Source organism: Rhizorhabdus sp. P4_G5 (genome assembly GCF_056401065.1).
Map to the genome: position 1 here is coordinate 1 of NZ_JBFUKB010000015.1, position 14,496 is coordinate 14,496.

Below are 14,496 nucleotides of genomic sequence, written 5' to 3' on the forward strand. Positions count from 1 at the left end.
AGCTGCGCAATCGCATCGAACGGACCATCGGTAAACTCAAGCAGCTACGCCGTATCGCCACACGATACGATCGCATCCCGCAAAACTATCTCGCTAGCCTATGCCTCGCTGCCCTCAGCTTCTGGTGCTGAATGTCGATTCAGCCTAGAGCCATCTTCGCGTCGGCTCGCGTCCAAACCTCGGGCGAAAACGCCAGCTTTCGCCGATTGCTCCCTGAGGCATCATCCGAGTGGGCTATGGGTCGTTTCACGCCAATCTGCCGTCGGGTACCAAGTGTGTGATTTTGGCGACTAGATACCTGTACGGACTCGGAATGGACGGCCGTCACATCAGCGCGCATTGCAACACCAGCCATTGATGGCGGAAAGCGCACACGCTAGGACTTCAATCGCATTCGACTTAAATAGCGCGTAACGTGTAATGCTGTATGCATACCACAATGCAACGACACAGTACTCGTATTAATTACTTAATAGACTTGCGATACTTTTCAGGGGCCATTCCCATTGATGCATAAAAAGCGCGGCGAAACGAAGCTGCATCATGATATTGGCTGCGTAGTGCTATTTCCGTTACGGAGATGTTCGTTTCTGCTAGTAAACGAGAAGCCAAGCCTATCTGGCAACTTTTGCGAATCGTGCGGAGGGAGGCGCCCTCGGCTGCCAAGCGTCGGCGAAATGTCGGGACAGTTAGCGTGAATATCCTGGCAAGGGCAGGCATTGTTGGAATAGGGGAGTTGAAATCCAAAGCGGCATGGATTGCCCGCTGGACCTTATCATTCAGACTTGGTGCACCGTCTTGTGAGCGGATCATATCGAATGGAAGAATTTCGAGGATCTCCGGCAGCTCTCGATATGTTCTTTTGACAGTGTAGTTCAAATAGGATTCAGGGAATATAATAGCGCTACGCGGTTGGCTAAATTTTGGGCGGAAGCCGATGAGGGCATTGAATGCCGTTTGTTCAACGCCCGCCGGAAAATCCAGCGACATGTCTGTCAGCGGAATATCTTCCCGGATCAGCCATCCGAAAAGCCGATAAAAGTAGGCAAGCGCGTACATGGTAACCAACAGATTGGGAACATCGCGATCGCGATTACCCAAATCGAGCATCAGAGTCGCCATGCCTTCCGAAAGCGTCAGGCGCAGATGCCCCCGGTTCGCAAGCATCATCTCCTGAAACCCGGACGCAACCGTAATCGCCGTTCTTAGGCAAGGGCAGGATAGGACCGAGTGCGCGAGGAAGGTGAAATAGCTCGCCGGCAGCGGTCTGACACCGTCACGTCCACATGCCCGATTGTGAAAGATGACCACGCAATGTCCGGACAATCGAGAGAAGCGTTCCCATGTGATTTCCGCTTCCCCTCCCCGCCAGAGCATTGGCCTGAGATCGAGCAGGCCCGCGCTGCTTAGTGCTTCCTCGATGTTACCGCCCGTGGCTTCCAGCACTTCCAGAAGTGCTTCGACAGCTGACAAGGACACCACTCCAGCGCCGCTTTGCGCATTGATCCTCACAGTCGGCGCCTCCGCAAAATCGCGAGCAATTGTGACGCGTTATATGAGCAAATATGTCCTGCTCAAGTCAAGCCAGCGAGATCAAAACGGGGCGTTTCCTGAACAGGGTGCCCAGAACTCGGCTCCCGGCGTCATGGCACTGCGCCGAGTGGAGCCACGGCACCCGAATGGAACGACCGTCCCAGCAGGCGGGCGATGCAAGGAAGGAATCTCGAAGACATGGTCGAAAGGCAAGATGCGGCGTCACCTCTGGCCGATATCATCAAGAGATATCAGGAGGAACGGGAAATACGGGTGCGCACAGACAGTGCTGGTCAGTATTTGCGGCTAAAGGACCCAGCAGCAGATATTACCGACAGCCATCAAGCGGGCAATAACTCGCGCAATCTCGTCAACGAGGATGTGGAAGTAGTAATTGTCGGTTGCGGATGGGGCGGCATAGTCGCGGGCGTGGAATTGCGCAAGGCTGGCGTTGAGAACATCCGAATGATTGACAAGGCTTCGGGATTTGGTGGCGTATGGTCTTGGAACCGCTATCCCGGTGTTGCCTGCGACACCGACGCTTACATCTACATGCCGTTACTCGAAGAAATGGGGGTCATGCCCACAGCGAATTATGTGAGCGGCGATGAAATTCTTGCCCATGCGACCAGGGTTGCCCACCGGTTCGACCTCGATCAAAATGCGTTATTCGAAACGGGTGTTACCGAAGCTCGATGGGATGAAGATGCGGGTCGCTGGGCGGTCTGCACGGACCGTGGCGATGTGCTGCGCGCGCGATTTCTCATGATGGCGCCTGGTTCGCTCGAATCTCCAAAGGTGCCGAATGTTCCCGGGATCGGCAGCTTCCTCGGCAAAAGCTTCCATTCAAGTCGTTGGGATTTCGAGTATACTGGTGGCTGTTCAGATGGGCACTTGACCAACCTAAGAGATAAGCGCGTGGCGGTGGTCGGGACGGGTGCCAGCGCAGTGCAGTGCATTCCCCATCTCGGGAAATGGGCCAAAAACCTTTACGTATTCCAACGAACGCCTTCCGCCATCGATTGGCGCGATGAACGCCCTACCGATGAAGCGTGGTACAAATCGCAAGAACTCGGCTGGCAGATGCGACGCATCCAGAACTACACATCGCTGATCGGCTTGGAACCGGTCGAGGTCGATCTTGTCAACGACTGGTGGACGAAGCGGCAATTCGCGACTCTTCAGCACCTCAAGCCAGATATGTCCGGCCAAGAAATCGGTGACCTTCTCCAAGCGGCTGATATCGAAGCGGGCGAAGAGCTCCGTAGACGAGTCTCGGACATCGTCCACAATCCGGAGACGGCGGAAGGACTGAAGTCATGGTATCAACGCTATTGTAAACGTCCGTGCTTCCATGACGATTATCTGCAAACGTTCAATCTATCCAACGTGACGTTGGTCCATACCCAAGGAAGGGGTATCGAGCGGGTGACGGAAACTGGGATCGTTGCCAATGATCGCCACTACCCGGTGGACTGCATCATCTACTCGACGGGATTCCAGCTTGGCGCATACGCGGATGAACCTCCGGTATCCCTGTTTGGAAGGGATGGAATCTCACTTTCAGAAAAGTGGCGCGACGGTGCGACCACACTTCATGGCTTCCATATACACGGATTTCCCAACTTCTTCCTCATCAGCATAGCTCAGAGCGCTTGGGGTGCCAATCTGATGCACATGCTGCTCGAACAGGGGCGCCACGTCGCCTACATTATTGCGGAATTGATGCAGAGGGGAGTTGCTGTCGCGGAGGTGTCAAGGACTGCAGAGGCTGCATGGGTCAAACACCACGAACAACTCGCATTGAATATCGCGGGCGTCTGGGAGAACTGCACTCCAAGCTTCTTCAACAACGAGGGAAATATGACGCTCAAGGCGCTACGCAGCGGTCCATACGGAAACGGAGTAGGCGCATTCTGTCATCAGCTGGAACAATGGCGTGCCACGGGGGGGCTTGAAGGTCTCGAGCTACGGTAAAGCTTGTCAATCCGTCCGCAACTCGATGAAGCCGGGAAGGCTCTAGATTTTGTCCGTTTTCCGTGGTTTCCGAGCCGGCAGATGACTCCATCTGCCTCGAAACCACTCTAAGCTTTCCCGGCGCTTGTCCCCAAGCGGGCCGGTTGCTACCCCGCGCAGGTGGCCTGGAACTTCTGGATCGATCGCGGCGGCACCTTCACCGATGTGGTGGCGCGTGATCCGCAGGGTCGGATCCGCACGGCCAAGCTGCTCTCCGAGGATCCCGAGCGCTATGGCGACGCCGCTGTCGCCGCGATCCGCCGGCTGACCGGCTGTCGCGAGGGGCCGCTGCCGCCGCTCGACCTGCGGATCGGAACGACGGTCGCCACCAACGCGCTGCTCGAGCGCAAGGGTGAGCCTGTCCTGCTCGCGATCACCCGCGGCTTCGGCGACGCGCTGACCATCGGATATCAGGACCGGCCGGACCTGTTCGCCCGCGCCATCCGCCGCGCTCCGCCGATCCACGCGCGCACCCTGGAAATCGACGAGCGCGTTACGGCGGCGGGCGACGTGACGATCCCGCTCGACCTGGACAAGGCGCGCGCCGGTCTTGCCGCGGCCTATGAGGACGGCCTGCGCGCCATCGCGATCGTGCTGATGCACGGCTACCGCCATATCGCGCATGAGGCGGCGCTGGCCGCCCTCGCCCGCGACATCGGTTTCACCCAGATCTCCGCGAGCCATCAGGTCGCCCCGTTGATCAAGCTGGTCGGGCGCGGCGATACCAGCGTGGTCGACGCCTATCTCTCGCCGGTGCTGCACCGCTATGTCGACAGCTTCTCGAACGCGCTCGGTGCCGGCGCGGCGCCGCTGTTCATGCAGTCCAACGGAGGGCTGGTCGATGGCGGCGGCTTTCGCGGCAAGGACGCGATCCTGTCCGGGCCGGCGGGCGGGATCGTCGGCATGGCGCGCACCGCCGCGCAGGCCGGCTACGACCATGTCATCGGCTTCGACATGGGCGGCACCTCGACCGACGTGTCGCTCTATGCCGGCCAATATGACCGTGAAACGGAGACGATGATCGCGGGCGCCCGCATCCGCGCGCCGATGATGAAGATCCATAGCGTCGCGGCGGGCGGCGGATCGGTCTGCCGCTTCGACAATGGCCGCTTCCGGGTCGGCCCCGAATCCGCGGGCGCCATTCCGGGGCCCGCCTGCTATCGCCGCGGCGGGCCGCTGACCGTCACCGACTGCAACGTCATGCTCGGCAAGATCCAGCCCGATCATTTCCCACGACTGTTCGGTCCCGATGGAGACCAGCCGATCGATAGGACCGCGGTTGAATCCCGCTTCACCGATCTGATCGCCCAGGCCGGCGGCGGCATCGACCCCCGGCGTCTCGCCGAAGGCCTCATCGCCATCGCGGTCGCGAACATGGCCAAGGCGATCAAGACGGTATCGATCGGCGCCGGCCACGACCCGGCGCGCTTCACCCTCGCCTGCTTCGGCGGCGCGGCGGGCCAGCATGCCTGCCTGGTGGCCGACGCGCTGGCGATCGACCGGGTGATGATCCACCCGCTGGCGGGAGTGCTGTCGGCCTATGGCATCGGCCTGGCCGAACGCAGCGTCATCCGCGAGCGCAGCCTGTTGCTCGCGCTGGACGATGCTGCGGAAATTGCTGCAGCGGTGGCGGCACTTTCAGCCGAGGCGCTGGCCACCCTGCCCGCTGCCGGGCGGATCGATGCAACCGCGCACGTCCGCTATGCCGCCAGCGACAACAGCATCGCCGTGCCGCTTGCCGATGCTGCAGCGATGCGGGCCGCTTTCGAGCGCGCCTTCGCCCAGCGCTTCGGCTTTGCCGGCCAGGGCGAGCCGGTCATTGACATGCTCCGCGTCGAGGCGGTGATGCCCGGCGGCGAGGACGCCACCCAGGCTGCGGCGCTGCCGGCCCGATCCGCGGCCCCGACCGCAATCGTCGAGACATGGATGGCCGATGCTGCGCGCAAGACGCCGCTGTTCGATCGTGCCGGACTGGCGAGCGGCTTCGCCGTCGATGGCCCCGCGCTGATTGTCGACAGCGTCGCCACCACCATCGTCGAGCCGGGCTGGCGCGCCGAGGTCGACTCCCTCGGCAACCTGATCCTCACCCGCCATCTCGCGCGGCAGGCGCGGCAGGCCGTCGGCACCGCGGTCGATCCGGTGCGGCTGGAAATCTTCTCGGGCCTGTTCATGGGCATCGCCGAAGAGATGGGTGCGGCGCTGCGTCAGAGCGCGTCCTCGGTCAACATTCGCGAACGGCTCGACTTCTCCTGCGCGCTGTTCGACGCGGCCGGCAACCTGATCGCCAATGCGCCGCACATTCCGGTCCATCTCGGCTCGATGGGCGAGAGCATCCGCACGATCATCGCGCGGCGCGGGAGCGGCGTCGACGGCCGCGGCATGCGCGCCGGCGACGCCTATGCGCTGAATGCGCCCTATCAGGGCGGAACCCACCTGCCCGACATCACCGTCATCATGCCGGTGTTCGCCGAAAGCGGCGACGCGGAACCCAGCTTCTTCGTCGCGGCCCGCGGCCATCATGCCGATATCGGCGGGATCAGCCCGGGTTCGATGCCATCGAACAGCCGCAGCATCGACGAGGAAGGGGTGATCCTCGACAATGCCCTGCTCGTCGATGAGGGGCGGCTCTGCGAGGACGATATCCGGAATTTGCTGCGCAGCAATCGCTGGCCCGCGCGCAATGCCGACCAGAATATCGCCGACCTGAGCGCCCAGGTTGCCGCCTGCACGCGCGGCGGCGATGCGCTGCGGCGGCTGGCGGCGGATTATGGGCGCGATGTCGTCGCCGCCTATATGGAGCATGTCCAGGCCAATGCCGAAGCGGCGGTTCGCGCGCTGATCGGCGGGCTCGATGACGGCGAACATGCGGTCGAGCTCGACAATGGCGCGACCATCAGGGTCGCGGTCCGCATCCACCGCGCCGCCGGGACCGCCACGATCGACTTCACCGGCACGAGCGGCCAGCTGCCGGACAATTTCAACGCGCCGCTGTCGGTGGTCCGGGCCGCCGCGCTCTACGTGATGCGCATCCTGGTCGATGCCCCGATCCCGATGAATGACGGCTGCCTCCGCCCAGTGACGATGATCGTACCGGAGGGGTCGATGCTCAACCCGCGCTATCCCGCGGCGGTCGTCGCCGGCAATGTCGAGACCAGCCAGGCGATCACCGATGCGCTGCTCGGCGCGTTCGGCGCGATGGCGGGATCGCAGGGTACGATGAACAACTTCACCTTTGGTGACGAGGGCCGCCAATATTATGAGACGATCGCCGGCGGATCAGGCGCAGGGCCGGGCTTTGACGGCGCGGCGGCAGTGCAGACGCACATGACCAACAGCCGCCTGACCGATCCGGAGATATTGGAAACGCGATTCCCGGTGCTGGTCGAGCAGTTCGCGATCCGGCACGGTTCTGGCGGTGGCGGCACATGGGCCGGCGGCGCCGGTGCCATCCGCCGCATTCGCTTCCTAGACGCGATGCAGGCCAACATCCTGTCGAACCGGCGGCGGGTTGCACCATCGGGACTGGGCGGCGGTAGCGACGGCGCGGTGGGCGTGAACCGGATAGAGCGCGCGGACGGTTCGGTCGAACTGCTCGGGCCGACCGGCTCCGCCGAAATGGCGCCGGGCGACGTGTTCGTGATCGAGACGCCGGGCGGCGGCGGCTGCGGTAAGGCGGGATGAAAGATGAGCCGGTGAGCTCCATGCTCGTCCTCTGCGGCATCGCCGTCATCGTGGTGGGCTTCCTGCTGCGCTTCAATCCGCTGCTGGTGGTGCTGGTCTCGGCACTGGCAACCGGGCTGGCCGCGGGCATGGACCCGCTTATGATCGTCGCTGCGTTCGGCAAGGCGTTCAACGCCAATCGCTATGTGACGGTGATCTACATGGTGCTGCCGGTGATCGGCCTGCTCGAGCGCCATGGCCTGCAGGAGCGCGCCCGGGCGCTCATCGCCGAATTCCGCGGCGCGACCGCCGGCCGGCTGCTGCTCCTTTATCTCGTCTTCCGCCAGGTCAGCGCTGCGCTGGGACTGATCTCGGTGGCCGGCCACCCCCAGACCGTCCGCCCGCTGGTCGCGCCGATGGCCGAGGCCGCCGCCGCGCAGCAAAGCGGCGAGGAGGCGCGGGACGAGAAGGTCGCGGCGATGGCGGCGGCCACCGACAATATCGGCCTGTTCTTCGGAGAGGATATCTTCCTCGCGGTCGGATCGATCCTGCTGATGAAAGCCATTCTCGAGGGCTATGGCATCTTCATCGAGCCGCTCCACCTGTCGCTCTGGGCGATCCCCAGCGCGATCGCCGCGCTGCTGATCCACGGCACGCGGCTGCTGCTGCTCGACCGCAGGCTGAAGGCCGACCGAAGGTGATCGGCCTCGATCTCGTCTATCCGGTCGCGGGGCTCGCTTTCGTCGCCTTCTCGCTGTCGGCGCTGCGCGACCGCAGCAATCGCAAGCGGCTGGGCAACGCGCTGTTCTACGCGCTGATCGCGCTGAGCCTGATCGCCGGTGACGCGCTTGGCGATCTCGGCAATGGCGTGCTGGTGCTTGGGCTGGTGGCCATCGCCGGGTCCGGGGGGATCGGGCGCGGCGCCGGCGACACCAGTTCGCCGGAAGCGCGCGCCGCAGAAGCCGCGGCGCGGCGCAACCGGCTGTTCATCCCCGCCCTGCTGATCCCGGCCACGGCGCTGCTCGGCACACTGGTCTTCAAGCAGTTGCCGGCACTGGTCGATCCGAAGCAGGCGACGCTGGTGGCGCTCACCCTGGGCGTGCTTCTGGCGCTCGGCGTCGGCTATGCCTGGCTGCGGCCGCACATCGCCACGCCCTTCGACGAAGGGCGGCGGCTGATGGACAGCGTCGGCTGGGCGGCGCTGCTCCCCCAGATGCTGGCCAGCCTCGGTGCGCTGTTCGCGCTCGCCGGCGTCGGCGATGTCGTCGGCGGGATGATCGCGCATGTCATTCCGGGCGGCAGCCTGATCGGCGCGGTGCTGGCCTATGCGCTCGGCATGGCGCTGTTCACCATCGTGATGGGCAATGCCTTCGCCGCCTTTCCGGTGATGGCTACGGCGGTCGGCGTGCCGGTGCTGATCCATGGCGCCGGCGGCAACCCTGCGGCGGTCGCGGCGATCGGCATGCTCGCCGGCTTCTGCGGCACGCTGATGACGCCGATGGCCGCCAACTTCAACCTGGTCCCCGCCGCGCTGCTCGACCTGAAGGACCGGTACGGCGTGATCCGCATGCAGATCCCCACGGCGCTGCCGCTGCTGGCGGTGAATATCGCGCTGCTCTACTGGCTGGCGTTCCGGTGAACGGGCCTGACGATCAGGAGAGGATCACGCTCACCCCGGCCCTCGCCTCGCGCTTCGCCATGCTCACGCTGGGTCACCTCGGCCGTCAGTGGCCGTACAAGCTCGACCATGTGATGGCCGGCCCCGGGGATGTTCTGCCGCCGGTAACGCTTCACCCGATCTTCCATGGCAGCTTCGACTGGCACAGCTGCGTCCATGGCTGGCGGCAGGTGATGCGGCTGATGCGGCGCTTCCCCGACATGCCGGAGGCGGCCGCGATCCGCGCCCGCGCCGATGCGATGCTGGTGCCCGACAAGGTGGCGGGCGAGCTTGCCTATCTCCAACGGCCCAGCGCCGCCGGCTTCGAGCGGCCCTATGGCTGGGCGTGGCTGCTCGCGCTTCACGACGAACTCGGCCGCCATGAGGAGCGGCGCTGGGCACAGGCGCTGGAACCACTCACCCGCGCCTTCGCCCTGCGGTTCCACGAGTTTCTGCCACGCCTGACCTATCCGATCCGGGTCGGCACGCATCCGAACAGCAGTTTCGCCCTGCTGCTCGCCCATCGCTGGGCGACGGGCCACGACGAGGTGCTGGCGACGCTTATTGCCGCCCGCGCCTTGGCCTGGTTCGAGCAGGATCGCGGCTGCCAGGCCTGGGAACCGGGCGGTGACGAGTTCCTGTCACCGGCGCTGATGGAAGCGCATCTGATGCGGCGCATCCTGCCCGCCGCGGCGTTTACCGCCTGGTTCGATGCTTTCCTGCCCGATATACCCGAGACGCTGCTGACCCCCGCCTTCGTCTCGGATCGCAACGACGGCAAGATCGCGCATCTCGATGGCCTCAACCTCAGCCGCGCCTGGTGCTGGCGGGCGATATCGGCGGCGCTGCCGGCCGGACATCGCGTCGCGGCCATGGCCGGCGCCGCGGCCGAACGACACCTGACGGCGAGCCTGCCGCATATCGAAGACGACTATATGGGCGAGCATTGGCTCGCCAGCTTCGCCCTGCTCGCGCTCGATGGCCTTTAGGCGCGGAGAAAATCCCGGACCATGGCGATGAAATCGGCCTGCCGGTCATGGTGAACCCAGTGGCCGGCATCCTCGAACAGCTCGACCCGAGCGTTGCGGAAATAGCTGGCGCGGCCATCGACCGCCGGATTGGAGGCCCAGCTCTGCGCCCCATAGACCAGCAGCACCGGACAGCTGATCGCCGCCCATAGCCGGTGCTTGGTCTCGGTGCTGATATCGAACGGCCCGGGGTCGCGAAGGGCCGGATCATGCTTGGGGGTGACGGTGCCATCCTCATTGATCCTCGCGGCGTGGCGCGCGAGATGTTCGGCCAGCTCCGGCGACAGATGCTCGCTCACCTCGCTGATGCGCGCCACCATCGCCGCCATGTCGGCAAAGCGCCGAGGGACGAAGGTCGACCGCTGCGCACGTTCCTCGATCGTGCCGCGCAGCAGGTCGATCTGGTCGCGCTTGTCGCGTTCCGCTATCACCGTCGGCGAAAGTCCGAGGCCTTCGATATTGACGAGCTTCGTCACCCGGTCGGGATACAGGCCGCTGAAGCGCGTTACGATGTTGCCGCCGAGCGAATGGCCGATCATCGCGCAGGGCGGGAGGTCGAGCGCCTTCACCAGCGTCGCGAAATCCTGGACAAAATCGGTGATTTCATAGACGCCGTCCGCCGCCCAGTCGCTGTCGCCATGGCCGCGCAGATCGGGAACGATGATCCGATAGTCCTGCAGGATGGCGGAGGCCACCGCATCCCAGCTGCGGCCATGATCGCGCCCGCCATGCTGCAGCAGCAGCGGCGGTGCCGAAGGATCGCCCCATTCGGTGACATTGAGCTGGAGGCGCGAAGAACTGATCTTGTAGGTGCGTGGCGTGGGCATGGCCGTGCCTTAAGGAAAAAACCTCCCGGATGTCGAGCCTGTCGGCGATATTCGCAGAACCGGCCATGCTTGACGCCCCCCCGGCAAGCCCGGCATTGCGATGCGCATGAAGTCTCGTCTGCTCAAGGGGCTCGATCCCTTCCTCGTCCTGCTCGTTCTGACCATCCTGCTCGCGTCGCTTCTGCCGGCGCGCGGCGCAGCCGTAGAAATGTTCCGCTGGGCAACGGGCGCGGCGATCGCCCTGCTGTTCTTCCTCCATGGCGCGAAGCTGTCGCGCGAGGCGATCCTCGCCGGCATCGGCAACTGGCATCTCCACCTGCTCGTGCTCGCTTCCTCCTTCATGCTGTTCCCGCTGCTCGGCTGGGCGATGGCGCGGGCGGCGACCGGGCTCACCACGCCCGAAATCCTCTCGGGGCTGCTCTATCTGTCGGTGCTGCCCTCGACCGTGCAGTCGTCGATCGCGCTCACCGCCATCGCGGGCGGCAATGTCCCCGCGGCGGTGTGCAGCGCCTCGCTGTCCAATATCACCGGAATTATCCTCACCCCGCTGATGGTCGGCCTGCTGGTTCAGGTTCAGGGCAGCGCGCCGGGCATATCGCTGGACGCGCTGCAGGCGATCATGCTCCAGCTGCTGCTGCCCTTCATTGCCGGCCACCTGCTGCGGCCACTGATCGGCGGCTTCATCGACCGGTACAAGCGCGTGCTGATGCCGGTCGACCGGTCCTCGATCCTGCTGGTCGTCTATACCGCCTTCAGCGCGGCGGTGGTCAACGGGATATGGCAGCGCACCGAGGCGCTCGACCTGCTGGTGATCCTCGGGCTCAGCGCGGTGCTGCTCGGCCTGGTCATGGCGGCAAACCTGTTCGTGGCGCGCCGCCTGAAGCTGCCGCGCGGCGACGAAATCGTGCTGCTGTTCTGCGGATCGAAGAAGAGCATCGTCTCGGGCGTGCCGATGGCGGGCGCGATCTTCGCGCCGGCGCAGGTCGGCGTGATCATCCTGCCGCTGATGATCTTCCACCAACTCCAGCTATTCGTCTGCACCATCATCGCGACGCGCTATCGGCGCGGCCAGTGAACCGGTTCGGCCCAGCTTCGTTCAGCGCGGATGGCTCGCATCGCGCATCTGTCGGACATCCATTTCGGCGCTCATGATCCGCGGATCGTCAGCGCCACCGAGGCGTGGCTGGAGAACAGGCGCCCCGACCTCGTCATCATTAGCGGCGACCTGACGCAGCGCGCCCGCGCAGAACAGTTCCGCGCCGCCTCCGCCTGGCTCAATCGGCTGCGGGCGGCGGGGCTGCGGACATTGGTGATCCCCGGCAACCACGATATCCCGCTCTACGACATCGTGCGCCGGTTCGCGGCGCCGCTCGCCCGCTATCAACGCTATATCGCGAACGAGCTTTGCCCGTGGTTCGAGAATGACAGGGTCGCGGTGCTCGGCATCAACACCGCCCGCTCGCTGACCATCAAGGACGGCCGCATCAACCGCCGGCAGATCGATCTGATGAAGCGCCGCTTCGATGCGGTGGAGCCGCACAAGACGCGCATCCTGGTGACGCACCATCCGCTGTTCGCGATGCCGATCGGCGAGGGTGGCGAGCTGAGCGAGGCGGTCGGGCGCCACGGCGATGCGGTGAAGGCAGTCTGCGAGGCGGGTGTCCATATCGCGCTGGCCGGGCACTTCCACCGCACCTATGCCGAAGCCGCGCGCAAGATGGTCGCGAATGCCGGCTCGGCGCTGGTCATCCAGGCCGGCACCGCCACCTCGACCCGCCTGCGCAACGACGAGCCGCAGAGCTTCAACTGGATCCATGCGCATCTCAACAGCGACGTCACGCTGCAGGTGATGGTATGGGACGGCAACAGTTTCCAGGGTGGCGACGACGTGCGCTACATCCGGCTTGGCGAGGACTGGACGTCGAGCGTCCTCGGGCCGGCGCGGCATCCGGTGAAGGCCGGCGAGCTGGCCGCGCGCTGACACGGTTGGGGAGCCTGGCTTCCCCTGTACAGCGCCTCGATTGCACCTTTCTGCTGATCTTGCCTTTCATCTGGCTGGCGGGAGGCTGAACATGCTGTACCAATGGCCGGCATGACCGATCTCGCCGCCTTCGTCGCCGGCCTGCCCAAGGCCGAGCTGCACCTCCATATCGAGGGCAGCCTCGAACCCGAGCAGATGTTCGCCCTCGCCCGGCGCAATCGCATCGCCATCCCGTTCGCGAGCGTCGAGGAACTGCGCGGCGCCTACAGCTTCTCGCGCCTCCAGGACTTTCTCGACATCTATTACCAAGGCGCCGACGTGCTGCGCACCGAGGAGGACTTCCGCGACCTCGCCACCGCCTATTTCGACCGCGCCGCCGCCGACAATGTCCGCCATGCCGAGATCTTCTTCGATCCCCAGACCCACACCGATCGCGGCATCCCCTTCCAGGTGGTCGCCGACGGCCTGCTCGCGGGCATGGCCGAGGCCAAGGCGAAGCACGGGCTCAGCTCCAAGCTGATCCTGTGCTTCCTGCGCCATCTGGACGAAGAGGCCGCCTTCGCCACGTTGGCGGCGGCCGAACCCTGGCTGGACCGGATCGTGGCGGTCGGGCTCGATTCGTCCGAACTCGGCCATCCCCCATCCAAATTCGCGCGGGTGTTCCAGCGCGCCGGCGCGATGGGGCTGCGGCGCGTCGCCCATGCCGGCGAGGAGGGGCCGCCTGACTATATCCACGAGGCGCTCGACCTGCTTCACATCGACCGGCTCGACCATGGCAATCGCGCGCTCGAGGATGCGGCGCTGACGACGAGGCTGGCACGATCGGCGATGACGCTGACCGTCTGTCCGCTCTCCAACCTCAAGCTGTGCGTGGTCGCCGATATCGCGGCGCATCCGCTCGAGCACATGCTGCGGATGGGCCTGCGCGCGACGGTGAACTCGGACGATCCCGCCTATTTCGGCGGCTATGTGAACGATAATTATCGCGCACTGATCCCCGCTGGAAAGCTGGACGCGCAGGACTTCGCCGCGCTGGCCCGAAACAGCTTCCTCGGCTCATTCCTCGATGACGCGGATGTCGCCCAGCACCTCGCGGCGCTCGATGCCTATTTGGCGAGTGCGCCGACACAAAATGGCTCGTCCTCCTGATTTTATTTCAGGATCCACTCCTCCGCTTGCGATTGTTGGCTTGTGACGAGGTGGATGCTGAAACAAGTTCAGCATGACAGATGAAGAACCGAAACCAAGGAACCGCCCATGCCGACCCTCACCCCCGTCGACCAGCCGGAGTTCCTCACCGCGATCCATTATATCGCGGCGCGGATCAGGGAGAGCGGCTGGACGCCAGACTTCATCATCGGCGTCGGCCGCGGCGGGCTCACCCCTGCGGTCTATCTCAGCCATGCGACCGGCCTGCCGATGCTATCGATCGACCATAGCTCGCACCTGCCGGATTTTTCCGCCGAACTGCTGGTCAAGCTGGCGGGGCGCAGCCTCACCGATCGGCTGCTGTTCGTCGACGACATCAACGACAGCGGCGGAACCATCGCCCACCTCAAGGCGGGACTGGCCGAAGCGGGCGCCAATCTGGAGAATGTCCGCTTCGCCATGCTGATCGACAATGTCGCCTCGGCCGAGCGCGTCGACTATCGCTTTCGCACGATCGACCGCTCGATCAACAAGGACTGGTTCGTATTCCCGTGGGAACAGGTTTCCCCGGTCGCGAAAGTGATCGAGGACGCAGCGGTGGTGCCGGCGCGGCTGGCGTAGATACCGCGGCTCGACAGGATATTG

The 14,496-nt window shown here is 64.5% G+C and carries 11 protein-coding genes; 9 read left to right on the forward strand and 2 right to left on the reverse strand.

Annotated features, from left to right (window positions below; translation table 11 throughout):
• Window positions 1-465: 465 nt before the first annotated feature.
• A complete protein-coding gene (locus AC1DQK_RS18650) occupies window positions 466-1,512 on the reverse strand; it encodes a helix-turn-helix transcriptional regulator (RefSeq protein ID WP_477873281.1) in 1,047 nt (348 codons plus the stop codon).
• 219 nt (window positions 1,513-1,731) lie between these two features.
• Between AC1DQK_RS18650 and AC1DQK_RS18655 the strand changes: the two genes are divergently transcribed.
• The 5 genes from AC1DQK_RS18655 to AC1DQK_RS18675 all read left to right on the forward strand — a co-directional run bounded on the left by AC1DQK_RS18655 (window position 1,732) and on the right by AC1DQK_RS18675 (window position 9,855).
• Window positions 1,732-3,510 carry a flavin-containing monooxygenase gene (locus tag AC1DQK_RS18655; RefSeq protein WP_477873283.1) on the forward strand — a complete coding sequence of 593 codons (1,779 nt, stop codon included), beginning with the start codon at window positions 1,732-1,734 and terminating at the stop codon, window positions 3,508-3,510.
• A 159-nt stretch (window positions 3,511-3,669) separates the two neighbouring features.
• Window positions 3,670-7,230 (forward strand): hydantoinase B/oxoprolinase family protein, encoded by a 3,561-nt coding sequence (locus tag AC1DQK_RS18660; RefSeq protein WP_477873285.1) that lies wholly within the window; start codon window positions 3,670-3,672, stop codon window positions 7,228-7,230.
• Between the two features lie 20 nt (window positions 7,231-7,250).
• Window positions 7,251-7,910 (forward strand): DUF969 domain-containing protein, encoded by a 660-nt coding sequence (locus tag AC1DQK_RS18665; protein WP_477873354.1) that lies wholly within the window; start codon window positions 7,251-7,253, stop codon window positions 7,908-7,910.
• Window positions 7,907-8,848 carry a DUF979 domain-containing protein gene (locus AC1DQK_RS18670; RefSeq protein WP_477873287.1) on the forward strand — a complete coding sequence of 314 codons (942 nt, stop codon included), beginning with the start codon at window positions 7,907-7,909 and terminating at the stop codon, window positions 8,846-8,848. Before AC1DQK_RS18665 ends, AC1DQK_RS18670 begins: the two co-directional genes overlap by 4 nt.
• 59 nt (window positions 8,849-8,907) lie before the next feature.
• Window positions 8,908-9,855, forward strand: coding sequence for a DUF2891 domain-containing protein (locus AC1DQK_RS18675; protein WP_477873356.1), 948 nt, complete (start codon window positions 8,908-8,910; stop codon window positions 9,853-9,855).
• On the opposite strand, the gene AC1DQK_RS18680 is transcribed toward AC1DQK_RS18675, so the two are convergent.
• Window positions 9,852-10,721 carry an alpha/beta fold hydrolase gene (locus AC1DQK_RS18680; RefSeq protein WP_477873289.1) on the reverse strand — a complete coding sequence of 290 codons (870 nt, stop codon included), beginning with the start codon at window positions 10,719-10,721 and terminating at the stop codon, window positions 9,852-9,854. The genes AC1DQK_RS18675 and AC1DQK_RS18680 overlap by 4 nt on opposite strands.
• A 100-nt stretch (window positions 10,722-10,821) precedes the next feature.
• Here AC1DQK_RS18680 and AC1DQK_RS18685 point away from each other — a divergent pair, with 100 nt between their 5' ends.
• The 4 genes from AC1DQK_RS18685 to AC1DQK_RS18700 all read left to right on the forward strand — a co-directional run bounded on the left by AC1DQK_RS18685 (window position 10,822) and on the right by AC1DQK_RS18700 (window position 14,472).
• On the forward strand, window positions 10,822-11,796 hold the full coding sequence (locus AC1DQK_RS18685) for a bile acid:sodium symporter family protein (protein WP_477873291.1): 975 nt from the start codon (window positions 10,822-10,824) through the stop codon (window positions 11,794-11,796).
• Window positions 11,797-11,826: 30 nt separating this feature from the next.
• Window positions 11,827-12,702 (forward strand): metallophosphoesterase family protein, encoded by an 876-nt coding sequence (locus AC1DQK_RS18690; protein WP_477873293.1) that lies wholly within the window; start codon window positions 11,827-11,829, stop codon window positions 12,700-12,702.
• A gap of 111 nt (window positions 12,703-12,813) precedes the next feature.
• Complete coding sequence (locus AC1DQK_RS18695; protein WP_477873295.1) at window positions 12,814-13,851, forward strand: adenosine deaminase; 1,038 nt, start codon at window positions 12,814-12,816, stop codon at window positions 13,849-13,851.
• 108 nt (window positions 13,852-13,959) lie between these two features.
• Window positions 13,960-14,472 (forward strand): phosphoribosyltransferase, encoded by a 513-nt coding sequence (locus AC1DQK_RS18700; RefSeq protein ID WP_477873297.1) that lies wholly within the window; start codon window positions 13,960-13,962, stop codon window positions 14,470-14,472.
• The last annotated feature ends 24 nt before the right edge of the window (window positions 14,473-14,496 follow it).

Excerpts from the sequence above, each read along its gene's own strand:
- AC1DQK_RS18655 (WP_477873283.1), top strand. The coding sequence starts at position 1,732 with ATGGTCGAAAGGCAAGATGCGGCGTCACCTCTGGCCGATATCATCAAG.
- AC1DQK_RS18665 (WP_477873354.1), top strand. The coding sequence starts at position 7,251 with ATGCTCGTCCTCTGCGGCATCGCCGTCATCGTGGTGGGCTTCCTGCTG.
- AC1DQK_RS18675 (WP_477873356.1), top strand. The coding sequence starts at position 8,908 with ATGCTCACGCTGGGTCACCTCGGCCGTCAGTGGCCGTACAAGCTCGAC.
- AC1DQK_RS18680 (WP_477873289.1), bottom strand. The coding sequence starts at position 10,721 with ATGCCCACGCCACGCACCTACAAGATCAGTTCTTCGCGCCTCCAGCTC.
- AC1DQK_RS18685 (WP_477873291.1), top strand. The coding sequence starts at position 10,822 with ATGCGCATGAAGTCTCGTCTGCTCAAGGGGCTCGATCCCTTCCTCGTC.
- AC1DQK_RS18690 (WP_477873293.1), top strand. The coding sequence starts at position 11,827 with ATGGCTCGCATCGCGCATCTGTCGGACATCCATTTCGGCGCTCATGAT.
- AC1DQK_RS18695 (WP_477873295.1), top strand. The coding sequence starts at position 12,814 with ATGACCGATCTCGCCGCCTTCGTCGCCGGCCTGCCCAAGGCCGAGCTG.
- AC1DQK_RS18700 (WP_477873297.1), top strand. The coding sequence starts at position 13,960 with ATGCCGACCCTCACCCCCGTCGACCAGCCGGAGTTCCTCACCGCGATC.